General features: G+C 71.7%; 20 protein-coding genes and 1 pseudogene. 13 read left to right on the top strand and 8 right to left on the bottom strand.

All coding sequences use genetic code 11. The features are described 5' to 3' along the window. The first annotated feature begins 27 nt into the window (after window positions 1-27). Together Ato02nite_RS41850 and Ato02nite_RS41845 are read left to right on the top strand one after the other, a co-directional pair. Window positions 28-1,395, top strand: coding sequence for a transaminase (locus tag Ato02nite_RS41850; RefSeq protein ID WP_213012263.1), 1,368 nt, complete (start codon window positions 28-30; stop codon window positions 1,393-1,395). Window positions 1,396-1,437: 42 nt separating this feature from the next. After that, the gene (locus Ato02nite_RS41845) at window positions 1,438-2,031 is read left to right on the top strand and encodes a hypothetical protein (RefSeq protein WP_213012262.1); all 594 of its coding nucleotides are present in this window, start codon (window positions 1,438-1,440) and stop codon (window positions 2,029-2,031) included. On the opposite strand, the gene Ato02nite_RS41840 is transcribed toward Ato02nite_RS41845, so the two are convergent. Then, the gene (locus Ato02nite_RS41840; RefSeq protein WP_213012261.1) at window positions 1,985-2,893 is read right to left on the bottom strand and encodes a hypothetical protein; all 909 of its coding nucleotides are present in this window, start codon (window positions 2,891-2,893) and stop codon (window positions 1,985-1,987) included. The two genes, Ato02nite_RS41845 and Ato02nite_RS41840, sit on opposite strands and share 47 nt — an antisense overlap. Before the next feature lie 69 nt (window positions 2,894-2,962). Between Ato02nite_RS41840 and Ato02nite_RS41835 the strand changes: the two genes are divergently transcribed. Then, the gene (locus tag Ato02nite_RS41835) at window positions 2,963-4,636 is read left to right on the top strand and encodes a cation:proton antiporter (protein ID WP_213012260.1); all 1,674 of its coding nucleotides are present in this window, start codon (window positions 2,963-2,965) and stop codon (window positions 4,634-4,636) included. Here Ato02nite_RS41835 and Ato02nite_RS52725 read toward each other — a convergent pair. The 4 genes and pseudogenes from Ato02nite_RS52725 to Ato02nite_RS41815 all read right to left on the bottom strand — a co-directional run bounded on the left by Ato02nite_RS52725 (window position 4,623) and on the right by Ato02nite_RS41815 (window position 8,604). Further along, the gene (locus Ato02nite_RS52725) at window positions 4,623-5,327 is read right to left on the bottom strand and encodes a class I SAM-dependent methyltransferase (protein ID WP_213012259.1); all 705 of its coding nucleotides are present in this window, start codon (window positions 5,325-5,327) and stop codon (window positions 4,623-4,625) included. The two genes, Ato02nite_RS41835 and Ato02nite_RS52725, sit on opposite strands and share 14 nt — an antisense overlap. Window positions 5,328-5,336: 9 nt before the next feature. After that, window positions 5,337-5,861 carry a GNAT family N-acetyltransferase gene (locus tag Ato02nite_RS41825; RefSeq protein WP_213012258.1) on the bottom strand — a complete coding sequence of 175 codons (525 nt, stop codon included), beginning with the start codon at window positions 5,859-5,861 and terminating at the stop codon, window positions 5,337-5,339. Window positions 5,862-6,403: 542 nt separating this feature from the next. After that, window positions 6,404-6,667: pseudogene (locus tag Ato02nite_RS53385) on the bottom strand (haloacid dehalogenase-like hydrolase); the annotation flags it as partial. A gap of 56 nt (window positions 6,668-6,723) precedes the next feature. Next, window positions 6,724-8,604: a propionyl-CoA synthetase gene (locus Ato02nite_RS41815; RefSeq protein WP_213012257.1), complete on the bottom strand. Its 1,881-nt coding sequence runs from the start codon at window positions 8,602-8,604 to the stop codon at window positions 6,724-6,726. Window positions 8,605-8,748: 144 nt separating this feature from the next. On the opposite strand from Ato02nite_RS41815, the gene Ato02nite_RS41810 reads away from it, so the two are divergent. Then, entirely contained in the window at window positions 8,749-10,263 is a 1,515-nt protein-coding gene (locus tag Ato02nite_RS41810) for a methyl-accepting chemotaxis protein (protein WP_213012256.1), read from the top strand. An 18-nt stretch (window positions 10,264-10,281) separates the two neighbouring features. Here Ato02nite_RS41810 and Ato02nite_RS41805 read toward each other — a convergent pair whose 3' ends face one another. Beyond that, entirely contained in the window at window positions 10,282-11,862 is a 1,581-nt protein-coding gene (locus Ato02nite_RS41805) for a methyl-accepting chemotaxis protein (protein ID WP_213012255.1), read from the bottom strand. A 282-nt stretch (window positions 11,863-12,144) separates the two neighbouring features. On the opposite strand from Ato02nite_RS41805, the gene Ato02nite_RS52720 reads away from it, so the two are divergent. The 3 genes from Ato02nite_RS52720 to Ato02nite_RS52715 all read left to right on the top strand — a co-directional run bounded on the left by Ato02nite_RS52720 (window position 12,145) and on the right by Ato02nite_RS52715 (window position 16,312). After that, on the top strand, window positions 12,145-15,414 hold the full coding sequence (locus Ato02nite_RS52720) for a hypothetical protein (protein ID WP_213012254.1): 3,270 nt from the start codon (window positions 12,145-12,147) through the stop codon (window positions 15,412-15,414). Between the two features lie 108 nt (window positions 15,415-15,522). Continuing rightward, a complete protein-coding gene (locus tag Ato02nite_RS41795; protein ID WP_213012253.1) occupies window positions 15,523-15,669 on the top strand; it encodes a hypothetical protein in 147 nt (48 codons plus the stop codon). Next, window positions 15,650-16,312, top strand: a complete 663-nt coding sequence (locus tag Ato02nite_RS52715; protein ID WP_281419890.1) for a M15 family metallopeptidase — start codon at window positions 15,650-15,652, stop codon at window positions 16,310-16,312. The genes Ato02nite_RS41795 and Ato02nite_RS52715 overlap by 20 nt, the downstream gene beginning before the upstream one ends. Before the next feature lie 86 nt (window positions 16,313-16,398). Here the strand turns inward: Ato02nite_RS52715 and Ato02nite_RS41785 are convergent, their stop codons facing one another. Continuing rightward, window positions 16,399-17,118 carry an acetoacetate decarboxylase family protein gene (locus Ato02nite_RS41785; RefSeq protein WP_213012252.1) on the bottom strand — a complete coding sequence of 240 codons (720 nt, stop codon included), beginning with the start codon at window positions 17,116-17,118 and terminating at the stop codon, window positions 16,399-16,401. A gap of 78 nt (window positions 17,119-17,196) precedes the next feature. Between Ato02nite_RS41785 and Ato02nite_RS41780 the strand changes: the two genes are divergently transcribed. The 6 genes from Ato02nite_RS41780 to Ato02nite_RS41755 all read left to right on the top strand — a co-directional run bounded on the left by Ato02nite_RS41780 (window position 17,197) and on the right by Ato02nite_RS41755 (window position 22,769). Continuing rightward, window positions 17,197-18,351 (top strand): NAD(P) transhydrogenase subunit alpha, encoded by a 1,155-nt coding sequence (locus Ato02nite_RS41780; protein WP_246608033.1) that lies wholly within the window; start codon window positions 17,197-17,199, stop codon window positions 18,349-18,351. Then, window positions 18,348-18,632, top strand: coding sequence for an NAD(P) transhydrogenase subunit alpha part 2 (locus Ato02nite_RS41775; RefSeq protein ID WP_213012251.1), 285 nt, complete (start codon window positions 18,348-18,350; stop codon window positions 18,630-18,632). The genes Ato02nite_RS41780 and Ato02nite_RS41775 overlap by 4 nt, the downstream gene beginning before the upstream one ends. Continuing rightward, window positions 18,629-20,011: an NAD(P)(+) transhydrogenase (Re/Si-specific) subunit beta gene (locus Ato02nite_RS41770; RefSeq protein WP_213012250.1), complete on the top strand. Its 1,383-nt coding sequence runs from the start codon at window positions 18,629-18,631 to the stop codon at window positions 20,009-20,011. Before Ato02nite_RS41775 ends, Ato02nite_RS41770 begins: the two co-directional genes overlap by 4 nt. Before the next feature lie 102 nt (window positions 20,012-20,113). Continuing rightward, complete coding sequence (locus tag Ato02nite_RS41765) at window positions 20,114-21,280, top strand: alpha/beta hydrolase-fold protein (RefSeq protein ID WP_246608032.1); 1,167 nt, start codon at window positions 20,114-20,116, stop codon at window positions 21,278-21,280. A gap of 11 nt (window positions 21,281-21,291) precedes the next feature. Further along, window positions 21,292-22,170: an ATP-binding cassette domain-containing protein gene (locus Ato02nite_RS41760; RefSeq protein ID WP_213012249.1), complete on the top strand. Its 879-nt coding sequence runs from the start codon at window positions 21,292-21,294 to the stop codon at window positions 22,168-22,170. Continuing rightward, the gene (locus tag Ato02nite_RS41755) at window positions 22,167-22,769 is read left to right on the top strand and encodes a hypothetical protein (protein WP_213012248.1); all 603 of its coding nucleotides are present in this window, start codon (window positions 22,167-22,169) and stop codon (window positions 22,767-22,769) included. The genes Ato02nite_RS41760 and Ato02nite_RS41755 overlap by 4 nt, the downstream gene beginning before the upstream one ends. Window positions 22,770-22,914: 145 nt before the next feature. On the opposite strand, the gene Ato02nite_RS41750 is transcribed toward Ato02nite_RS41755, so the two are convergent. Beyond that, window positions 22,915-24,261, bottom strand: coding sequence for an AMP-binding protein (locus tag Ato02nite_RS41750; protein WP_213012247.1), 1,347 nt, complete (start codon window positions 24,259-24,261; stop codon window positions 22,915-22,917). Window positions 24,262-24,273 lie beyond the last annotated feature (12 nt).

Raw genomic sequence — 24,273 nt, 5'->3', positions numbered from 1 at the left:
CGAGCTGATCGTTGGTAGCGTCGCGCCATGCCGACGGATTCCGGAGTTGATCGCGCTCGTCTCGCCTCACTGTCCGCACGTGAGCGGGCGACCTATGCCGAGCGCCACCCCCGCTCGGCGGCCGCCTACGGCCGGGCCGACCACCTGTTCGGCCGGGTCCCGATGACCTGGATGAACAAGAACGCCGCCGGCTTCCCGGTCTACGTCGACCGGGCCCGCGGGGCTCGGCTCACCGACATCGACGGCCACGAGTACATCGACTTCTGCCTGGGCGACACCGGCGCGATGGCCGGCCACTCCCCCGCCCCGGTCGTCGCCGCGGTCACCGACCGGCTCGCGACGCTGGGCGGCGCCACCACGATGCTGCCGACCGAGGACGCGGCCGCCGTCGGCGCCGAGCTGGCCCGCCGCTTCGGCCTGCCGTACTGGAGTTTCGCGCTGACCGCGACCGACGCGAACCGGTGGGCGATCCGCCTGCTGCGGGCGGTCTCCGGCCGCCCGAAGATCCTGGTGAACAGCTACTGCTACCACGGCTCGGTGGACGAGTCGCTGATCGTCGTGGGTCCCGACGGCCGCGGCGTCTCCCGCGAGGGCAACGTGGGCGCCCCCACCGACGTGACCGGCACCAGCCGGGTGGCCGAGTTCAACGACCTGGCCGGCCTGGAGCGCGAACTGGCCCACGGTGACGTGGCCGCGGTGCTGATGGAGCCGGCGCTCACCAACATCGGCATCGTCCTGCCCGAACCGGGCTACCTCGCGGGCGTCCGGGAGCTGACCCGCCGGTACGGCACCTACCTCATCAACGACGAGACCCACACGTTCTCCGCCGGGCCCGGCGGCGCGACCGCCGCCTGGTCCCTCGAACCCGACGTGCTGACCATCGGCAAGGCCATCGCCGGGGGCATTCCGATCGGGGCGTACGGCCTGTCGGCCGCGCTCGCCGACTCGCTGACCGGCCGCCCCGACCTGGACCTGGTCGACATGGGTGGGGTCGGTGGCACGCTGGCCGGCAACCCGGTCTCGATGGCCGCCGCCCGGGCCACCCTGTCCGACGTCCTCACCGAGGAGGCGTTCGCCGGGATGATCGCGACGGCCACGGCGTTCGCCGACGGCGTCCGGAAGCTGATCGACGGGCACGTCCTGCCGTGGTCGGTCGCCCAGCTCGGCGCCCGGGTCGAATACCGGTTCGCCAGTCCGGCCCCGCGCACCGGCACCGAGTCGGCCGCCTCGGCCGACGCCGAGCTGGAGGACTTCCTGCACGTCTACCTGGCCAACCGGGGCATCCTGCTGACGCCGTTCCACAACATGGCGCTGATGTCGCCGGCGACCACGCTGTCCGACGTGCACCGTCACCACGAGGTCTTCGGCGCGGCGCTGGCCGAACTGCTGGGGTAACTCGATGGCGCGGATCCGCCGCGACGGTAGGGTGACTCCACCGTGATTCCCGCCGGATTCGTGTTCCTCGCGCTCGCGTTCAACGTCCTGGGTGCCGGCTCCTACCTGTACCGTCTGGCCCGCCGCGAGATCCAGCCGCACATCGTCACCTGGGCACTGTGGGCCCTCGCCCCGCTCGTCGCCTTCGTCGCGCAGCTCAGCGAGCACATCGGTGTCCAGTCGCTGATCACGCTGTTCACCGGTGCGAGCCCGCTCGTCGTCGTGGTGATGCTGATCGCGCGGCGGCAGGGCGCCTGGGGAGTGACCGCGTGCGACCTGTTCTGCGGTGCGCTGTCGGTGGCCGGTCTGATCATCTGGGCCCTGACCCGGCATGCCGCCTACGCCGTGCTGTTCGCGATCGCGGCCGACGCGCTGGCCGCCGTGCCGACCTACCGGAAGGCCTGGCGGAACCCGGGCAGCGAGTCGTGGTTCAACTTCGCCTGCCTGGCCGTCAGCGCGCTGATCACCCTGGCGACCATCACGACGTGGTCGCCGGCGCACTACGCGTTCGCCGCCTACCTGGCCGTCCTGGGGCTCAGCATGACCGCGGTCATTCTGCTGGGGAACCGCCGGGTCGCGGCAGGTCGGCGAGCCTGACGGCCCGGGTCGACGGGTCCTCGACGAACTCGTCCCAGATCGCCCGGAACACCGCGACCAGCTGACCGCCCGGGTCGGTGATCAGCACCTCGCCCCAGATCCGCAGGTCGCCGGTGTGCCCGCCGTACTCCTGCAGCTGCAGGACGATCGCCGAGGTGTCGATGAGGATGAACTTGAACGGGAACCGGTGCCGGGTCACCCGCAGCGACACCCTGCCCCGCGCCTGCCGCAGGGCCAGGACGTCGGTGCAGTGCTTCACCAGGCTCGGGGTGAGCGCCCGGCTCAGCGACGACGCCGGCTCGGCGACCTGGATGATCCGCTTGTAGGAGATCGACGGCTGTTCGAGCAGCGCCAGAAAGACATCAAAAGCGTTGTTCTGGTACGACTGGTCCATCGCCTCGTCCGGCCATCGCCCGTCCTCCAGCAGCAGATCGAGGATGCGGATCTCCTCCTTGGCCGACAGCATGAGCTGAACGGTCCGGTCACCCTCGATCGTCTTCGCCGTGTTCAGCTCGCTCAGCAGCATGGTGTCGACCTTCATCCCGATGCTGCCCACCATGGCGGTCATGTCCCGGCCGAGCGCGGCGATCCGGGCCGCGGTGCCGTCGGCCAGCGCGTGGTGCCGGGCCACCTCGTCGCGGACCGCGTCGGTGATCTCCCGGTCGGCCTGGATGCGGCTCTCCACCACCGCGGCCAGCCCGGCCAGCATCGTCACCACCAGCAGGCACACGACCAGCGCGGCGGCCGCCGCCATCCGCAGCCGGGTGTCGAGGATCTCCTGGACGGCGGCACCGAGAACGGCCGCGATCAACGCGCCGCACACCGCGAACAGAACCCGCCGATGCCGCGCGACCCACGCCATGAGGTGGAGTGTTACACGCTGCGCGACGAATCCGATACGGGGCATCCGGGCGGCTGCCAGGCTGGAACGGTGACCGAACTGCTCGTGGTGATGGTGGCCGCGCTGATGGTGATCGCCGGCGCGAAGGAGGCCGGCCCCCGGCTGGGGATCGCGGCGCCGCTGGTGCTGGTGGCGATGGGCGTCGCGGCGAGTTTCCTGCCGATGTTCGGGTCGGTGGACATCGAACCCGAGTGGATCCTCGAAGGCGTCCTGCCGCCGCTGCTCTACTCGTCCGCGGTGTCGATGCCGACAATGAACTTCCGCCGCGAGTTCGGCGCCATCAGCGGCCTGTCGGTGCTGCTCGTGGTCGGCAGCGCGCTGCTGCTCGGGGTGTTCTTCATGCTGGTCGTCCCGGAGATCGGCTTCGCCTGGGGGGTCGCTCTCGGCGCCATCGTCAGCCCGACCGACGCGGTCGCCACCTCGATCATCAAGCAGATGCCGGTGTCGAAGCGGGTGGTGGCGCTGCTCGACGGCGAGAGCCTGCTCAACGACGCGACGGCGCTGGTCATGCTGCGGGCCGCGATCGTCGCGACGTCGGTGGCGTTCTCGTTCTGGGGCGCGCTCGGCTCGTTCGCGTACTCGGTGGTGGTGGCCCTGGTGGTCGGCGGGTTCGTCGGCTGGCTCAACCTGGTGGTCCGCAAGCGGGTGACCGACCCGACGGTGAACACCGTCATCTCGTTCGCGGTACCGTTCGCCGCCTCGGTGCCGGCCGGGCTGCTCGGCGCGTCCGGCCTGGTCGCGGCGGTCGTCGCCGGGCTGGTCACCGGGATCCGGGCGCCTCGCGACCTGTCCCCGCAGAACCGGCTCTCCGACTCGCAGAACTGGCGCACGGTGGAACTCGTCCTCGAGGGCGCGGTGTTCCTGACCATGGGCGTACAGATCAAGCCGATCGTGACGACCGTCGAGCAGGACCATTCCGGGGTGTTGTCCGCCGTACTCGTCGCGGTCGTCGCCTTTGTCCTGACGGTCCTGGTCCGGGCGGCCTACGTGGTCCCGCTGCTGGCTGTTCTGGTCAGCCGGGCCCGGCACGGCTTGACCATGCAACGGCAACTGCGGGAAATGCAGGACCGGATGAGTACGCCGGAGGGCAAGCAGGAGACGTTCGCGCAGATGAACCGCCGCAACCGGGAAGCGTCGGAACGCGAGCTCAACTTCTTCACCAGCCGGATCCGGCAGGGGCTCGCCAACATCGACTATTTCGTGCGGGAGCCACTCGGCTGGCGCGAGGGCGTTGCCGTGGTGTGGGCGGGCATGCGCGGCGCGGTGACCGTGGCCGCGGCCCAGACGCTCCCCGAGGACACCCCGCAGCGGTCCACCCTGGTGTTGATCGCCTACGCGGTCGCGGCGATCTCGCTGGTGGTCCAGGGCGGCACCATCGGCCCGCTGCTGCGCCTGATCACGCCGAAGGCCGACCCGGTCGCGGCCGAGGAGCAGGCACACGCCGAGTGGAACCGGATCATGGAACTGATGCGGACCAGCGGCGAGACGCTCGAACACCCGCCGCCCGCCACCACCGCTCCCACCGCGGAAGGCTTCCGGGCGGCCAAGGAGTACCGCCTCGCGATCCTGGCGGCGCAGCGGTCGGTGCTGCTCGACGCCCGCGACCACGGCACCTTCGACGCCGACCTGCTGGCCAACGCCCTCGCCAATCTCGACGCGTCGCAGATCGCCCTGGAGATGCGCGGCAAATTCACCGACGGCTGAGGGGCTGTTTGCGGGCGAGAACGAGCCGGCAGCGGTTCACCGCGGGCAGGTCGACGTCCGTCACGGTGAAGCCGGCCGCGGCCAGCTCGTCCCGGACCGGTTCGATGCGCATCGTCCGGTAGTACATGACGAACGGCGGCCGCCACACCGCGTTGCGCACCCGCATCGCCGCGTCGAAACCGAGCAGCGCCCAGTGCGCGACCGAGGTGACCGGCGCCGGTTCCCCGATCGGAAACGCGAACAGCCCGCCCGGCCGCAACGCCCGGTGCACCCCCGCGAACAGCCCCGGCCGCTCCTCGGGCAGGAAGTGCCCGAGCGCCCCGAACGACACCGCCAGGTCGAAGCCCCCGGCGAACGGCAGCGCCCGGGCATCGGCCCGCACCCAGGTGGCGTCCGGGTGCGCGGCCCGCGCCCGCGCGATCATCCCGGAGCTGAAGTCGACCCCGGTGATCAACCCGGTGCACAGCGGCCGCAGGGCGAGCATGCCCGCCCCGGTGCCGGTGCAGAGGTCCAGCCCCGCCTCGAACGGCCCGAGCCCGGTCAGCGCGTCGACGGTCCCGGAAAGAATGCTCCCCGGGGTGCGGAACGGCGTGTGGTCGAATTTCGGCGCGAGCCGGTCATAGCCGCCCTCGACCGAGGACAACGCCTGCACGCACAGTTCGCGAAGAGTGGGTCCCTGAGCCGAGAACATCGGCCGAGACTACCCACCGGCGCTGATCGCGTGGACGGCAACAGGCTGGCCGTGCCCCGGCACGACGGTGTCGAACTCGTGCACGAACCCGAGTTTCTGCATGACCCGCTCCGACCGCACGTTGTCGACGTGCCGAATGCTGATCACCCGATCCAGCCCGGCCGCGCCGAACCCGAACCGCAGCGCCGCACCCGCCGCCTCGGTGGCGTAACCGTTGCCCCAGGCGTGCCGGGCCAGCCGCCACCCGATCTCCACGGCCGGCAGCACCTCCGGCAGGAACGCGGGCACCGACAGCCCGGCCCACCCGATCATCTCGCCGCTCCCCCGAACCTCCACGGCGAACAGCCCGAACCCACGGTCGTCCCAGTCCCGCACGATCTTCCGAAGGCTCTCCGCACTCCGCTCCCGATCGAACACCGAGCCGTCCAGGATGAACCGCATGACCTCCGGGTCCGCGTTGATAGCCGCAAGAGCGTCAAGATCGTCATCCCGCCACCCACGCAGCAGAAGCCGCTCAGTCTCCACAGTGACCATGACCCGATTATCGGCCTGACCACCATCTGCGATTCCCTGGAATTCCCCCACGGACCACCTTCCCGCCCGTCGGTCGCCGGCCGGAAGGTGGACCGCGTGGCGAACGAACTGTTCCGGTAGGCTCGCCTGCGATTGGGCCTGAGCCGACAACAGGTCGCCGACGCGGCCGATGCCCAGCTGCCCGCGCACAGCCGGTTGAGCGCCAACGACATCGGGAAAGTCGAGCGAGGGCTGGTCGCCTTTCCCCGCGAGACGCGCCGCCAGGCACTTCGCGAGCGGGCCGTCGAGGTCCTCACCGAGGCTGTGGCCCGCTCCGAGAACGACCGAAGCAAGGTGAATGTCCGGCTGCTCGTGTCGACCTGGCCGGGGCACAGGAATGGATCGGGCTCGGCGCGTGCGGAGAAGACTCGATCCGTGGCAGGACGAACCAGCCGTCCGCCGCCTCGACGAGGTGTTCGCCGGTTAGCCACGCCCCTCCACGAGCGACTCGATCGCGCCGACGACGGCGTCGGTGCAAGGGCGTCGAAGATCGCGTCAGGGTTGGGCGCGTCACCGATCACGACGGTCCGAGCCGGATCGATGGCCTCACCGTAGGTCGCCAGGAAACGCTGGGCGACCACATCCGGCAGTTCGAAGCGGTCACGGGCATCCGATCCGTAGCCGCCGATGGCGAACTCGATGTGCCGGCTCAGGCCGGTCGCACGGAGTTTGGCCTCCGCAGCCGATCGCAGGTTTCCGGTCAGCACGGTCTGCCGGAATCCGTGCTCGTGAAGAGCTTCGATGGTTTCCGCCGCACCCGGATTCAATCACCGCAGATTGGCAGCAGGGTCACGTTCAAAAATCACGCAATACCGCCGAATCACTATCCGCGATGGTCCAGGAGGACCGGGCGCAGCCGGTCGAGGACCGCGGGATCCTCGATGGTGGACGGGACCGGCTCGTCGGTGCCGTCGGCGATGCCGCGCATGGTGCGGCGCAGGATCTTGCCGGAGCGGGTCTTGGGCAGGCCCGACACCACGTCGACCCGGCGCAGCGCGGCCACCGCGCCGATCTGGGCCCGGACCAGCGCGACCAGTTCCTCCTCGAGGCCGATCGGGTCGGCCTCGACCCCGGACTTCAGCACCACGAAGCCACGCGGCAGCTGGCCCTTGAGCGGGTCGGCCACCCCGATCACCGCGCACTCGGCCACCGCGGGATGCCCGGCCAGGACCTCCTCCATGGCGCCGGTGGACAGCCGGTGCCCGGCCACGTTGATGACATCGTCGGTGCGGCCCATGACGTACAGATAACCGTCCTCGTCGAACCGGCCGCCGTCGCCGGTCAGGTAGTTGCCCGGGTAGGCGGACAGATATGAGCTGACGTAGCGTGCATCGTCGCCCCACAGGGTGGGCAGGCAGCCCGGCGGCAGCGGCAGTTGCAGGACGATCGCGCCGTCCTCGCCCGGGGCCGCCTCGGAACCGGACGGCGACACCACCCGGACCCGGTAACCGGGCATCGGCACCGACGGGGATCCAGGCTTGGTGGGCAACGCCTCGATGCCCCGCGGGCTGGCGGCGATCGGCCAGCCCGTCTCGGTCTGCCACCAGTTGTCGATCACCGGTACGCCCAGCAGGGAGCCGGCCCACTCGTACGTCTGCGGGTCGAGCCTCTCCCCGGCCAGGAACAGCAGCCGCAGGCTGGGCAGATCGCGCACCAGACGGCCGGCCGGGTCCTCCTTCTTGATCGCCCGGATGGCGGTGGGCGCGGTGAACATGGTGGTGACCCGATGCTGGGCGGCGACCCGCCAGAACGCTCCGGCGTCCGGGGTGCCGACCGGTTTTCCCTCGTAGAGGACGGTGGTGGCGCCGGTGAGCAGTGGCCCGTACACGATGTAGGAATGACCCACCACCCAGCCGACGTCGGACGCCGCCCAGAAGACGTCCCCCGGCCCGGTGTTGAAGATCTTTTCCATCGACCAGCGCAACGCCACCGCGTGCCCGCCGTTGTCCCGGACCACGCCTTTCGGTTTCCCGGTCGTGCCGGAGGTGTAGAGGATGTAGAGCGGATCGGTGGCCGCGACCGGCACGCAGCCGGCCGGTTCGGCGTCCTCGATCGCCGCGCCCCAGCTGAGGTCGCGGCCCTCCCGCAACCGGCCCGGATGCTGCGGACGCTGGAAGATCACACACCGTTGCGGCCGATGCGTGGCCAGGTCGAGGGCGGCGTCGAGCATCGGCAGGTAGGGCACGACCCGCCCGGCCTCGACCCCGCACGACGCGGCGACCACCACGACCGGCCGGGCGTCGTCGATGCGGGCCGCGAGCTCCTTGGCGCCGAATCCGCCGAACACCACCGAGTGCACCGCGCCGAGCCGGGCGCAGGCGAGCATCGCCACCACGGTCTCCGGGATCATCGCCATGTAGATCACGACCCGGTCACCCTGGGCGACTCCCAACCGGCGCAGCGCGCCGGCGAAGATCGCGACTTCGTCGCGCAGACCCCGATAGGTGTACGTCGTGAGCGCTCCGGTCACCGGACTGTCGTGCACCAGGGCGGGCTGCTCCCCGCGTCCCGCGTCGACGTGCCGGTCGAGCGCGTTGTGGCAGGTGTTGAGCTCGGCGCCGGGGAACCACCGGTACAGCGGGGCGGCGCTGTCGTCGAGGATGCGCCCGGGCGGGGTCACCCAGTCGATCAGGGCGGCGGCGTCTCGCCAGAAGCCCTCGGGGTCGGTCACGCTCCGCTCGTACGCCCGCCGGTAGTCACCCATGCGCCCCAGTCAACACCCGCGTCACGGCGGGATCGGGGGCCGCGGCGGAACGCGCGCCGAACGGTACGCCATCTGCGCCGAACCGACCTCGCCAACCTGCCGATAAGCTGCCAAAACCGGGAAATCACTCCGTAGCCTGACATCATGGGTCTCTTCGGAAAGCGCCTGCCAGACCAGCCCGTGGCGACGCGGGCCGTGCCCCGTGACATCGAGGCGCTGGAAGAGTTCGTGTCGAACCTCGAGACCGCCACGGACGAGGCGAGCACCTGGCGAATCTTCGCGTCCACCTACGTCGAGTTCTACGACATGGAGTACGGCGCGGTCTGGTGCGTCGAGAACGGCGTGGCCCACATCGAGTACGAGCTCGGCCGGATCGCCGGTTCCCTGAACGGCACCGCCGGCTCGGCCGCCCTCGTCCAGCAGTCGATCCGCACCCGCGAGGCGGCCTACGCCGACACCGCCGGCAACGACGCCCGGATGGCCGCCGCGATGCGGGCCGGTGCGCTCGCCGCCATCGCCCTGCCGATCGTCCGGCGCGGCACCGTGACCGCCGTCCTCGAGCTGTACGGCCGCAACCCCTCCGCGGTGGACAGCGCCCTGATCAGCAAGTGGGGCGCGATCATGCGAGTCGCCGAGCAGGCTCGGCAGGCCGCGCTCTCCTCGTTCCTGACCCGCCAGATCGCCGACGACCGGCTCGCGGTCACCACCGTGGTCAGCGCCCTCGGCCACACCGCCGACTCGGCCCGGGCGCTGAAGTCCGCGCTCGACGCGGTCCGCACCGCGTTCGGCTGGGCCTACGGCTCCTACTGGGAGATCGACGACGAGGAGAACGTCCTCAAGTTCAAGGTTGAATCCGGTTCGGCCGGTGACGAGTTCCGCAAGGTGACCCTGGCGGCCACGTTCGCCGAGGGGGTCGGCCTGTCCGGGCGCGCCTGGCGGGCGAAGGACCTTGTCTTCGTCCGCAACATCGGCGAACTGACCGACTGCGTACGCGCACCGGCCGCCACCCGCGCCGGGGTCCGCTCCGGCGTCTGCTTCCCGATCGTCAGCATGGACCGGATCGTCGGCACGATGGACTTCTTCACCACCGAGTTCATCGACCTCAGCGACTCTCGCGCCGACGCGCTGCGCAACGTGCAGCAGCTGGTCTCGCAGCGGCTCGACATCGTCCGCGGCGCCGAGATCTCGGCCACCAACGCCCGCGCCCTGCTCGACACCGTCTCCCGGCTGCGCGACGCCACCAGCGACGCCACCCGGGTCGCGGACGACGCGGTCGCCCGGGCCTCCGACATGACCGGCGACGTGGCCGCGCTCGGCGAGGCCTCCAACGCGATCGGCGACGTCATCAAGGTGATCACCTCGATCGCCGACCAGACCAACCTGCTCGCCCTGAACGCCACCATCGAGGCGGCCCGGGCCGGCGAGATCGGCAAGGGCTTCGCGGTGGTCGCCGGCGAGGTGAAGGAACTGGCCCGGGAGACCGCCGAGGCCACCAAGCGGGTGTCCGAGCAGATCGCCGCCCTGCAGCACAGCGCCGAGTCGGTGGCCGGCGGGATCCGCACCACCAGCGAGACCATCGGCCAGCTGGACGCGGTGCAGGCCCGGATCGGCGAAGTGCTCGAAGAGCAGGCCACCATGGCCCACGCCTTCGAGCACTGACGCTCTCGTTCGACGACCTCAGTAGCGGAAGCGCGACACCAGGCTCTGCAGCTGACCGGCCGTCATGGCCAGCTCGTCCGCGGCCTGACGGGTGTCGCCGACGGCACCCGACGTGCGGCGGGTCGCGTCCGAGACCGTACCGATCGTCTGGGCGATGCTGCCCGCGCCGGCGGCGGCTTCGGACAGCGTACGGTTCATCTCCTGGGTCGTTGCCGTCTGCTCTTCCACCGCCGAGGCGATGGCCAGCTGGATGCCGTTGATCCGCTCGATGATCGCCGAGATCTCGCCGATCGCCGCGACCGCGCCGTCGGTGTCGGTCTGGATCGTCGACACCCGCCGCGAGATGTCCTCGGTGGCCTTGGCCGTCTCCTGCGCCAGGTCCTTGACCTCACCGGCGACCACGGCGAAGCCCTTGCCGGACTCACCCGCGCGAGCCGCCTCGATCGTCGCGTTCAGCGCCAGCAGGTTCGTCTGCTCGGCGATCGCGGTGATCGTCTTGACCACGGTCGCGATCTCGGCCGACGACTCGCCGAGCCGCCCCACGATCTCGTTGGTCTGTGCGGCCACCGCGACGGCCTGCACCGCCACCTCGGACGCCTCGCTGGTGGAGACGCTGATGTCCCGGATCGCCGAGCCCATCTCCTCCGAGCCGGCCGACACGACCTGCAGGTTGTTGGAGACCACGTCGGCCGCGTCGGCCACCGAGCCGGCCTGCGCCGACGCCTCCGACGCGGCCGCGTCGACCTCGCCGGACACCGCGGTCAGCTGGGCGGCCGCCGAGTTCAGGGTGCCGGCGTTGCCGACCAGCTGGATGACGTCCTCGCGCAGCCGGGAGATCCCCCGGTCCAGCGCGGCCGCCATCCGGCCGAGCTCGTCGTCGCTGGTCACCCCGGACGACCGGGTGAGGTCGCCCTCGGCCAGGCCCTCGGCGAGGCGCGAGACGCCCTGCACCGCACTGCGAACCCGGCCCGCCACCCGGAACCCGACCAGCAGGCTGAGGATCACCCCGACCGCCAGCATGCCGGACACGATCCAGGTGGCCTGGGCGGTGTCGGACTCGGCATCCTTGATGCTCGCCTCGGAGAGGGCCGTGGCCCGGTCCTGCAGCGCGGTCTCGTCGGTCACCAGCGCACCGTAGAGGCTGTTGTACTCGTCCAGGACCGTGGAGAGCTGAGCGGCCGTGAACTTGCTGCGGTCGACGGCGATGAAGGCGAGAAAGGCTTCCCAGTCGGTCTTGGCCTTCGCCACCGCCGTCACGCCCGAACTGTCGCCGGCAAGGCTCGACGCCAGGCTGGTCAGGGCATCGTTGACGGCCGCCTTGTTGGCCGCCTGCCCCTTCTTGATCGTCTCGGCCAGGCTCGGATAAAGCGCGAGCGCCGACTGGTTACCCGAGTACGACTCGATGTTCTTGGCGAACGACGCCGCCGCGGCCTCGACCGCGATGGTCCGGCGCTGCGCCGCCGCGGCATCGTCGTTCTGGCCGTTCAGCGTCACGATGCCCACGACGCCGACGATGAGACCGCAGATCGTGCCGATCAGAACGGCCGTACCGATCTTGGTCCGCAGAGAGCGGTTGTCGAACCCACTAAGCAGTCCCATTCCTGGCCCTCTCGTGATCACACATCCCGTAGTAACGATCGGCACGGGCGTCACCGTCGATGAGGATCAGGGCGAAATTCCCTGATTCGACCGCCGTTTACATAGATGGTCGGTCGTTCCGTTACCACCGGCTTCGCCCGCTTTCGTGGCCGGGCGTACGCCTCGCAGGTCGTCCTAGGAGGCTAGGTCCGGTCCCTTCGGGACCTTCCCGGGACTCCTTGGGATCAGGCACTCGCCGCGAATCGCCGCGAGCCGGGCGGAACGCCCGGTACGGTCGCGATCATGGGCGCGGCCACCGAAACCGCAGCCGACCGGCTCCCGTCGCGTGTCGGCGGCCGCCGCCCGGCCCGCCGCAACGACGGCACGCCCGCGGCCCAGGTCCCGCGCCACCTCACCGAGGACGAGCTGCGGGCCCTCCTGCGCGACGGCACCCCCGCCGACGTGGCCGACGTCCTGCTGTCGCTGCCCGAGGCGAACCGCCGGGCCCTGTCCATGGCGGTCCGCCGGGCCGGCGCCCACGCGGCCCCCGACCTGGCCGAGCAGCCGGAAGCCGCCCTGCTGATCGCCGGCGCCGCCTGCCTGCCCCGCGCCGACGCCATCGTGTCGTGGCTACGCTCGCGGCGCTTCCACCACGAACCGTCGGCCGCCACCCTGGCCGACCTGCTCCGCGTGCTGACCGCCCCCGGCCGCCCCCGCCCGGCCTCGGTGGCCGCCGTCCTGGCCGACCGCATGCGCCCCCGCCCCGCCTGGCCCGGCGAATGGCCGATCCTCGCGGCGCTCCTCCACGCCACCGGCACACCCCCACCCACCACCGAGGCCGTCCTCCGCGCCTGGATCCGCGGCCACGCCGGCGACCCCGACACCCTCGCCGACCGGCTGGCCGCCGACCCGTGGCTGGAACACCTGCTCCCCCACCTGTTCGACACCCCCGGCCTGGACCGCGCCTGGCCACCCGCCCTCACCCGACTGGCCGCGACCGGCCACCTCGACCGCGCCCAACTGCTCCGCCGAACCCTGCACCGCCTGCGCGCCGACGGCAGCCCCGCGGCCCTGCGCCCCGCCGCGACAACCCACGACCTGCTGGCCCCGACCCAGGCCGAGACGGCCAAGCACCGCCGGGACTACACGGCCCTCCTGGACGGCCCCCACGCGGAGCTGGCCCGTCGAGCCCTGCAGTCCCCACCGGAGACCAAGGCGCCCCCGCGAGACCGACCGGCAGCCGAGCAGCCCGCCCGAACCCGACCCGAGACCAAGGCGCCCTCACGAAACCGACCGGCAGCCGAGCAGCCCGCCCGAACCCGACCCGAAACTCCGTCGGACGCCCAACCGCCGGCCCGGCCCCGAAAGCCCACCCGAAGCCGAGCGGAGACCCCGCCGGACGAACAATCCCCCGCCAGAACCAGAAAGCCCGGGCCAAGCCGCGCCGACGCCCGGCCGACCGGACAGACCCCGACCCGGACAGCGAAGTCCGCAGCAGCCGGCACTCCGCCAGCCGCGCAGATCCCGACCCGGACGCGGAAAGCCGAAGCAAGCCGAGCCGAGACCTCGCCGATCGCGCAGACGCCGGTCAGGACGCCAAAGGCCGTACCAGGCCGCACCGAGCCCGCGAAGCGTGCGCCAATCCGGGTCGAGGCCCAGCAAACCGCTAATGATCATGATCTCGCCGAAACCGCAGGCGATCCGGCCGCGATCCCAGCGGGCGCAGGGCCAGCGATCGACGGACCGACGAGCCCGCCGGGGACGGCAGGCCCAGATCCAACGGACCCGGAATCGAAGGACCTCAGACCGGGGGTCCTGGGCCCGGCGGACCTGGGCCCGACGAACGCGGTGCCGCCGAGGCCGGGATCGGCAAGCGAGAGAACAACGGACCTGGGACCGGCAAGCGCGAGATCAGCAAATCCGGGATCGGCATGCGCAAGAACAACGGGCCCGGGACCGGCCGGCCTGGGACCCACGAGCGCGGGACCAACGGCCCCGGGACCGGCTAGCGCGGGGCCGGCGGGTCTGGGACCGGCGGATGCGGTAGCTCCGGTTCCGGCGCAGCAGTTTGTCGCGCCTCGGTTTCCGGCTGCGCCGGTTTCGTTGCCGGCGGACGGGATGCCGCCGCCGATCGCGACGGTTGCCGAGCTGGTTGCCGAGCTCACCGTGCGGCTCTCGCAGCCGCTGGAGCCGGTCGGTTTGGAACGAGTGCTCGCCGCGGTGGTCTCGCTGGCGCACTCCGACCGGGACGATCTTGCCGCTGCTCTCGTGCCGCTCGCTGATGCGGCGCCGGCGCCGTTCGACATGTTGCTGGGGTCGCTGGCCCGGCCCGGTCGGTTCGCGGATCGGGCGCCGTCGGTTGTCGCACCGCCGGCGGCGATGGTGCCGGGCCGGGTTCGGGAGTTGGCCCGGCAGTTGGCCACTGTGGCACCGCCCGCGCTGCTGGCCACGCCGACGACGACGGATGGGCTGGTCAGTCCGGTGCGGATGTTGTTCCGGCTGATCGCCGCCGAGCGGGACGGCTGGCAGCCCGGTCCCTACGACCTCGCGCAGGCTCTGCTGCGCCTGCCCGCCGCCGTGGACCCGACCGTGCAGCGCGCCGCCGACCGCCTGGTGTCCCCGGCCGGCCTGCAGTTCGCGGCCTGGTTGCGCGCCGGCGGCCTGCCGCCCGTCACGGCTACGGTCATCACCACCTGCCGGTCGGCGGGCGCGGCCGGCGCGAGCACGGAGGCTGAACCGCAGCGGCGGGCGACTTTCCTCCCACCGCAGGCGCCGACTCTGCCGCACGACGCGCAGCCGGAACCGACCCCGGCGGGGGTCCCGCCGCTCCTGCACGATGCCGCACCAGCGGCGACCGTCGACAGCATCGTCCGCGACTTGATGACGCCGCCGGACATCCACGGTGCCTCCCGGCCGGGCATTTCGGATATGCGCTGCTGGCCGATGGTTCTTCCCCGCCACCGTGAGGTGATCGCCGCCCACTGTCTCGCGGCCGCGCACCACGGCCCGGATGCCGCCGAGACGCTGTCGGCGCTGGCGAGAGCCGACGGCCCGTTCGGCCCCGCGATGGCACTCGCCCTGGCCCACGGACTGACTTCGCCGCAGGACCGCCGGCGGGAGGCGGCCGTCGACGCGGTGCTGCACCTGGCATCCGGTAGCGGCCTCGACTCCGGCCTCCTCGGCCGCGAACTACGCGCCATGCTCACCGCCAGAACCGAGACGGCCAGCAGCGAGACAACCGCGAACGGACCGGCTGAGGGCGGCACGCCCGCCCAAGGCGCCGCCGTCGGTGGGGTCGTCGGGTGGGCCGCGGACAGCCTTGGGCGGATCGGGGCCGGGCGGGCCTGGCATGTCGTGTGGGCGGTCTCCTATGCCGTGGTGCCGGCGCTGCTGCGGCAGCGGCCCATCGCGGACGGGGTGGCTGATCTGCTGGCCGTTGCCGCCGACGCGGCGGCGGCCATCGGGGCTCGGGCGGATCTGCCCGATGTGGTGGTGGCCGCCGCCGAGCCGTGGCGTTCCGATGTGGCCGTCGAGGCCGGGCGGCTGGCCCGCATCATCCGCCGAAACGCCTGACCGGGGGCGGTGACCGCCGGCCAGATACATTCCGTCCCGGATATGACGTGTGCGTTGACCGCCGCTTCGATTCTTTCCATTCTTGGCGGCATGGAAAGGAGGGCGGAAATGAGCGACACCAATCTGGTCGGCGATGAGAGCCGGCTTGCCGAGATCGACCTGGATCTGCCCGAGCCACCCGATCACGAGGACGAGGTCACCGACTCCGTCCAGCCGGAGCCCGAGGAGGTGTCCGATGCGGTTCTCGATCAGTGACTACTCGGTCAGTCCCAAGGGCAAGGGCTGGAAGAACGGCTGGCCGGAGGATCGGTCGCGGGACATGGCGCGGGTCCGGGCGGACCGGTCCGGCACCAAGGTCAACGTGCACAAGCGGATCGCCGCGCTGGTGGACCTGCTGCTCGACGAGACCGAGCGGCGTGGATACCGGCTCGATCCGAAACGGTGCGGCGGGTACGTGAATCGGCCCATCAAGAACACCAAAAAGGCCAGCAACCATTCCTGGGGACTGGCGGTCGATCTGAACTGGGACAAAAATCCGGAACGGTTCGACGGTGTCCTGCGTACCAATCTTCCGCCGTGGGTCGGGCCGATGTGGAACCGTTTCGGGTTCGCCTGGGGTGGCAATTACAGCGGCCGGCACAAGGACCCGATGCACTTCGAGTTCATGGGTTCGCCGGACGACGCGGACGACATGCTGTCCAAGGCGCGCCGCGACCTCGGCCACATGAAGCCGGACACGCCGGAGAAGTACCCGGTCAAGTCGGGCGACACCCTGTCCACGATCGCCCGGCGGCTGAACATCCCGGGTGGCTGGCAGGCGCTCTACCGGCTCAACCGGGATGCCATCGGCCCGGACCCGGACCTGATCCCGGTCGGCTTGGTCCTGCGGCTTCCGTGACCGCGGCCCGCAGCCCCCGGCGGACCGCAACCCGGTGAGCGCGACGCCACGGCGCCGCGCTCACCGGCGCGCAAGCGAAGCCAGAATCAGCGGGAAACGGGCCGGAACTCCCCCAGGGCGCCGGCCATCCGCGCCGCGGTAACGGTGAGGAGCGGCTTCTCCAGCATCCCGAGCGCCCGCATCTTCGCGGTCATCGGGTGCTCTCCCAGCCGTACGGCATAGGCACCGCGACCCACCCGGATGCCGGACAGATTCATCGGAAGGGTGCCGCGCAGCAGGCGCCCGGCCTGCGCGCCGTGGCCGAGGAACGACCACGACGGCACCTTGAGCCGCGTCCCGAAGGGCAGGCGAAGCCGCCCGTTGCCGACCGACGCGTGCAGGACCTCGGCCCCGCCGTCGCGGACGGTCACCGACGTCCCGGTGCCACCGAACGACAGGTCCGCGTCCATCAGCCATTTCGGCAGGGCCCAGAAGTCCTGCCCGGCCTCCCGGGTGAACGCGCCGGTCACCGGCAGTTCCACGATGTGCAGTCCGGGCCGCCCGCCCGGCCCGCGCACGAGCAGCGCGACCCCGACCTCGTCGTAGCTCTTCAGCGCCCACTCCGGATAGTGGATGAACATCAGCACGGAGATGGCCCGCCCGAAGAGGGTGACCGGTTTCAGCGGCACGCCGTCGAGCACCTGGCGGGCGCCGGCCGCGGGTGCGGTGAAGACCGCCGCGGTGATGCGGGCATCGGTGATGGTCACCGGCAGCGTGACCGTCTCGCCCTGAATGGACCAGGTGCCGGCACCGATGCGCTCCGCCATCGGATGACGGTACCGCGCGGCGACCGGACCCGACAGATGGAGCAGGGTGGCCCCTTGACGCCGAGTGGGACAGCATCGATGTTGACGGTTGGGATCGACGACGAGGTGTCCATGACGACGGTCGGTGTGTTGCGGGAGACGGCGGGTCGGGAGCGGCGGGTCGCGCTCACCCCGGACGGGGTCGCCCGCCTGCGAAAACTGGATGTCGCGGTGCTGGTCGAGGCGGGTGCGGGCGCCCGCGCCTGGTTCGAGGACATCGGTTATGAGGGCGCCGGCGCCGTGGTGGCCGGCCGCGACCGGGTGTACGCGGACAGCGACGTGCTGCTCTGCCTGCATCCGCCGGACGACGTGGCCGCCTGCCGGCCGGGGCAGGTGCTGATCGGGCTGCTGAACCCCCGGTCGAACCGGGACCTGATGCAGCGCCTGGCCACTGCGGGGGTGACCGTGATCAGCCTCGATCTGCTGCCCCGCACGCTCAGCCGGGCCCAGGCGATGGACGCGCTGACCTCGCAGGCGAACGTGGCCGGTTACAAGGCCGCGCTGCTGGCCGCGGAGGCGTACTCGGGTTTTTTCCCGATGCTGATGACCGCGGCCGGCACGACCCGCCCGGCCCAGGTCCTGGTGCTCGGGGCGGGCGTGGCCGGCCTGCAGGCGATCGCCACCGCCCGCCGGCTGGGCGCCCTGGTCACCGGCTACGACGTGCGCGAGGCGGCCCGCGCCGATATCGCGTCCACCGGCGCCACCGTCCTGGCCGGGCCGGAGCGGACGGGCAAGGAGGGCGAGGGCGGCTACGCCCGCGAGCTGAGCGACGACGAGCAGAGCGCCCAGCAGTCGGCGCTCGACGAGGCGATACCCCGGTTCGACGTGATCATCACGACGGCGCAGGTGCCGGGCCGGCCGGCGCCGCGGCTGGTGTCCGAGAACGCCCTCTCCAAGATGCGGCCCGGCTCGGTGGTGATCGACCTCGCGGCGGCCCCGGACGGCGGCAACGTCGAGGGATCAATTCCGGACACCCGGACGGTCACCGACGCCGGCGTCACGGTCATCGGGGCGGCGAACCTCGCCTCGACCGTGCCTGGGGCGGCTTCCACGGCGTACGCCCGGAACGCTCTCGCCCTCCTCACCCACCTGATGCCCCGCGGCGAGGTCGTCCTCGACCTCGACGACGAGATCCTGGCGGCCGTCGTGGTCAGCCACGGAGGAGCCCTCACCAGGAAGGAGATCCGATCGTGAGTCCGCTGCTGCTGGCCGACCTCACCGTGTTCACCCTGGCTCTGCTGGTCGGCTTCGAGGTGATCAGCAAGGTGCCGGCCACCCTGCACACGCCGCTGATGTCCGGCGCGAACGCGATCCACGGCGTGGTGCTCATCGGCGTGATGCTCCTGGCCGCAACGGTAACCGACATCTCCGGATATATTTTGCTGGCGATCGCGGCCTTCTTCGGGGCGATGAACGTCGCCGGCGGTTACGTGGTCACCGACCGGATGCTGGCGATGTTCCGGAGCCGGCGATGAACACCACGATTCATCTGGTCTATCTCGCCTGCGCGGTGTCCTTCGTGATCGGCCTGCACCTGATGAACGCGCCGGCCACCGCCAAGAAGGGCAATCGGATCTCCGCGGCCGGCATGGCCGTCGCCATCGCCATCACCGCCGTCGTCCTGGTCCGCGACCACACGATGACCACCGGGGCCGTCGTCGCGCTGGTCATCGGGGCCTGCGCGGGCGGGCTGGCCGGCCTGATCGCCGCCCGCCGGGTGCAGATGACCGCGATGCCCCAGCTGGTGAGCCTGTTCAACGCGGTCGGCGGCGGCGCCGCGGCCCTGATCGCCCTCGGCGAGCCGGCGGCGTCGAACCAGGCCGCGGTGACCGGTGTCCTCGACGTGGCGATCGGCGGCGTGACCTTCACCGGCTCCCTGGTGGCGGCGGGCAAGCTGGCCGGCCGCATCCCCGGCCGCCCGATCGCCGTCCCGTTCGGCCGCCCGATCATGGCGGCACTCACCCTCGTCGCCGCCGCGCTGGGCGTCTGGTTCGTGGCCGGCGACTTCAACCAGTGGCTGCTGGCCGGCGTGACGGTCGCCGCCCTGGCCGCCGGGGTGCTGCTCACCCTGCCGATCGGCGGCGCCGACATGCCGGTGGTGATCTCCCTGCTCAACGCGTTCACCGGCACGGCCGTCGCGATGGCCGGCTTCGTCCTGGAGAGCACCCCGCTGATCATCGCGGGCGGGCTGGTGGGTGCGGCCGGTGCGATCCTGACCAAGCTCATGGCGGACGCCATGAACCGGCCGATCACCGCGATCATGGCGGGTGGTTTCGGCACCGGCGACGCGGTCGCGGTGGCCGGTGGTTCCGGTGCCGCTTCGGTACGGGAGATCACCGCCGACGACGCCGCGATCCAACTCGCGTACGCCGGGAAGGTCGTGATCGTCCCCGGCTACGGCCTCGCCGCGGCCCAGGCCCAGCACGAGGCGGTCGCGCTGGCCGAGGCGCTGACCGAACGCGGGGTCGAGGTCACCTACGCCATCCACCCGGTCGCCGGCCGCATGCCGGGCCACATGAACGTGCTCCTGGCCGAGGCCAACGCCCCCTATCCGCAGCTCAAGGACCTGGAGGAGAGCAACCCGGAGTTCGCCCGCACCGACGTGGCGCTGATCATCGGCGCCAACGACGTCACCAACCCGGCCGCGCGCCGGCCCGGCAACCCGGTCTCCGGCATGCCGATCCTCGACGTCGACAAGGCGCGCAGCGTGATCGTGCTGAAGCGGTCACTCGGGCACGGCTACGCCGGCATCGACAACGAGCTGTACGCGGATCCGCGCACCGCGATGCTGTTCGCCGACGCGAAAGCCGGACTGGCGGCGCTGCTGGCCGGCCTGCACGCGTACGCCGGATAGTCGGGCAGTCATCGATTTCAGTCACTTGACACCTAGTGATCAACTTGGAACGCTCGGTGCTGAGAACGTTAACGGGGCTGGAATCGTGGGAGAGCCGACACCGTGCAGAGTCCACGCATCACCCACCTTCTGTCCACTTTGTCCACTGAAGGGCTGGCCGATTTCTGGGACACCACCGGCACCCCGCTGATCGAGCCGGCCGGCGACGGTCAGCTGCTCGTCACGTTCCTGTGGCGCGGCGAGGCGGCCAGCACCCGGGTGTTCTGGGGCTTCGAGATCCCCCTCGAGCGGGTGCCCGGCACCGACCTGTGGCACGGCTCCCGGGCGATGCCGCCGCACGCCCGCACCGTCTACTGCCTCGCACACGGCGAGGCCGAGACACTCCCCCTCGACCTGTCCGGCACCGGCCCCACCCACATCGACCTGGCCAACCCGCACCGGATGCACTTCCCGCGCGACCCGGCCGACCCCGACGACCGGGACGTCTGGGCGTCCGTCCTCGAACTGCCCGAGGCGCCGCCCGAGCCGTGGACCGCGCCCCGCCCCGGCGTGCCGGCCGGCGAGCTGACCGAGGTCGTCCTGCCCGGTCTCGCGCTCGGCGGCCCCCGCCCGGTCACCGTCTACCGCCCGGCCGGCACCCCCGCCGAGGGCCTGCCGGTGCTGGTCGTCTTCGACGGCTACCTGGCCCGGCACGTGCTGCGGGTGCCGACGATCCTGGACAATCTGATCGCCGACGGCCGCATCCCGCCGACCGTGGCCCTGTTCGTGAGCAGCTTCGAGAAGACCCGCTCGGCCGATCTGTCGCCGACCCGGCCGATCCACGCGTTCGTCGAGCACGAGCTGGTGCCGTGGGCGCGTACCCAACTGGGCGCCGGCCGTTCCCGCGAGGCCAACCTGATCGCCGGGGTGTCCCGCGGCGGCCTGGCCGCCGCGTACGTCGGGCTGTGCGCGCACGAGATGTTCGGCGGGGTGCTCGCCCAGTCGGGCAGCTTCTGGTGGCCGGAACCGGCCGACGGCGAGCCCGGCTGGCTGATCCGCCAGATCACCCGCTACCCCCGGGCCGACCTGCGCTTCTTCCTCGACGTGGGCACATGGGAGACGACGGCCGGCCCGGGCGGCGCCCCCGACCAGGTGTCGGTGGTGCGGCAGATGCGCGACGCCCTGCGCGGCCACGGCTACCCGGTGGAATACCTCGAGTACGCCGGCGGCCACGACTACGTGAACTGGCGGCGCACCTTCGCCGATGGACTTCTGGCACTGCATCGATAGGGTGCGTGTCGATGATCGAGACGCTCGAGTTGACCAAGGCCTACGGCAGGAACCGCGCCGTCGACGGCCTGTCCTTCACCGCGCAGACCGGCCGGGTCACCGGCTTCCTCGGCCTCAACGGCTCCGGCAAGACCACCACGCTGCGCATGCTGCTCGGCCTGACCCGGCCGACCTCCGGGGTGGCGCTGATCGACGGCAAGCCCTACACCGAGCTGAAGCAGCCACTGCGGGAGATCGGCGCGGTGCTCGAACAGGGCATCACCCATCCCGGCCAGAGCGGCCGCGCCCACCTGATCGGCCAGGCGATGCTGGCCGGCGCCGACCGAGCCCGCGTCGACCACCTGCTCGACCAGGTCGGCCTGACCGACGCGGCCCGGCTGCGCACCGGCGACTACTCACTCGGCATGCGCCAGCGCCTGGCCGTGGCGACGGCACTGCTCGGCGAGCCACCCGTGCTGATCCTCGACGAGCCGGCCAACGGCCTCGACCCGGAGGGCATCGCGTGGCTGCGCCGGCTGCTGCGGGAACACGCGGCGGCCGGCGGCACGGTGCTCATCTCCAGCCACCTGCTGGCCGAACTGGCCCAGCTCATCGACGACGTAGTGATCATCGCGAACGGCAAATTGCGCCACTCGGGCCCGCTGGCCGACCTTTACAGCAGCGCCACCGGCCGCCTGCGGGTGCGCGGCGCCGACCCCGTGCGGCTGTGGCGGGCCTACGAGGACGCCGGCGCGAAGGTCACCACCGACGAGGAGATCCTCGAGGTGGACGGCCTGTCCGCCGAGGACGCCGGCGAGATCGCCTTCGCCGAGGGCGTCCCGCTCTACGAACTGAGCACCGACACCCCGAACCTGGAACAGATCTTCCTCACCCTGGCGGCGTCCGCATGATCACCCTGATCCGCAGCGAGCTCTACCGCATGGCCACGATCCGCTCGAGCTGGGTCTCCCTGGCCCTCTACGGCGCGGTGGCGGCATCGTTCGGCATCCTGGAGGCCACCTTCTGGGCGCTGTTCGCCGGCCTGGGCGCCTTCGGCATAGCGGCGCTGACGGTCGCCCAGCACTTCCAGCACCGCACGGTGGCCCTGCTCTACCTGGCCCGCCCGAAACGCCTGACCGTCCTGTTCGCCCAGGTGCTGACCACGGTCCTGGTGGCCTGGCTGTTCGCCGCCCTGACCGGCGTCCCGGTGCTGCTCAAGGGCCAGAGCCAGCCCTACAACGACACCCTGATCGTCGTACCCGTCATGGCCGTCTTCGGCGCGGCCGTCGCCGCGATCGTCCGCCGCGCCTCGTGGCTGCTGTTCGGCTTCGCCGTCTGGTTCGTCATCGTCGAGGGCATCATCGGCAAGATGGAGTGGGAGCTGCCGATCTCGGCCTACCTGGAGGCCGCCTCCGGCGACGCCTTCGGCCTGGAAGTCTTCACCGTCTGGGCGGTAGCCGCCCTGGCCGTAGCCGTCCTGACCCTGAACCGGGACCTCAGCGGAGACTGATCCGAACGCTCCTTGCCCCGTACGCGACACAACCACCCCGTGCCACTCAGTCCCAGCCAGGCGAGCCTCTCCCCCGAGCGAGACACGAGCCTGGTGCGCGAGGCCGGCTCGATTTCGCGACGCGGCCGGCTGCGGAGGCGGGCGGCTATGCGTCGCGCAGGCGGGCCTTCTGCACCTTGCCCATCGCGTTGCGGGGCAGCTCGGAGACGAGGCGGACCGCGCGCGGGCGCTTGTGTGCGGCCAGGCGCTCGGCGACGAAGGCGATCAGGTCGGCCTCGGACACCGGGTCGGCCACGACGAAGGCGGTGATGCGTTCGCCCAGGTCCGGGTCGGGCAGGCCGAGCACGGCGGCCTCGCGGACGGCCGGGTGCAGCAGCAGGGCGTCCTCGACCTCGCCCGCGCCGACCCGGTAGCCGCCGGTCTTGATCAGGTCGGTGGAGGCGCGGCCGACGATGCGGTGCCAGCCGTCCTCGCCGATGGTGGCCACGTCGCCGGTCGTGTACCAGCCGTCGGTCAGTGGAGCCGGTGTCACCGCGCCGTCGCGCAGGTAGCCGTCGAACATGGTGGTGCCGCGGATCTGCAGCTGCCCGATCGTGCTGCCGTCGGCCGGCAGGAGGGCATTCTTCTCGTCGACGAGGCGTGACTCGATGCCGGTCAGGGGCAGCCCGACCTGGCCGGGGCGGCGCTCCCCGGCGGCGCGGGCGCTGATCGTGATCAGGGTTTCCGTCATGCCGTACCGCTCGACCGGCGCCTGCCCGGTCAGCGCGAGCAGGTCCTCGAAGACCGGCGCGGGCAGCGGCGCGCTGCCGGAGACGAGCAGCCGGGCCGGCGCCAGCGCCCGGGCCGCCGCCGGCTGCCCGGCGATCCGGGACCAGACGGTGGGCACGCCGAAGTACATGGTTCCGCTGCTCTGCGCGTACGCCTCGGGAGAGGGCCGCCCGGTGTGCGTGAGCCGCCCGCCGATCCGCAGCGGTCCGAGGGCACCGAGGACCAGCCCGTGCACGTGGTAGAGCGGCAGCCCGTGCACCAGGGTGTCGGCGGCCGTCCAGCCCCACGCCTCGGCGAGCGCGTCGAGGTCGGCGGCGATGGCGGCCCGGGAGATGACCACGCCTTTGGGCTTGCCGGTCGTGCCGCTGGTGTAGAGCACGAGCGCGGGCCGGGAGGCGGGCGGTTCGGCCGGGATCGTCGTCTCGCGCGCGTCCCGGTCGACGTCGATGAGGGTGGCGCCGGAGTCGGCGAGGATGTGCTGCCGTTCGAGGGTGCCCGCGTCCGGCGGGATCGGCACGATCGGCACCCCGGCGAGCAGCGCGCCCGCGACGGCCGCGACCGTGGACGCGTCCGGCACCGCGTCGATCGCCACGATCGGTACGGCGGCGAGCTCCCGGGCGATCGCCGCGGCCCAGCCGAGCAGGTCGTGCCGCGAGTGCCGGCCGGAGGGCGCGACCAGGGCGTCGTCGAGGTCGGCGGGGTCGAGCAGGGCGGTCAGCAGCATGCCCGCATCCTG

It is taken from the genome of Paractinoplanes toevensis (assembly GCF_018332695.1).
In the GTDB taxonomy this organism is placed as follows: Bacteria; Actinomycetota; Actinomycetes; order Mycobacteriales; family Micromonosporaceae; genus Actinoplanes; species Actinoplanes toevensis.
The sequence above is the reverse complement of the archived record's forward strand: the minus strand, read 5'-3'. Positions and strand labels throughout refer to the sequence as shown.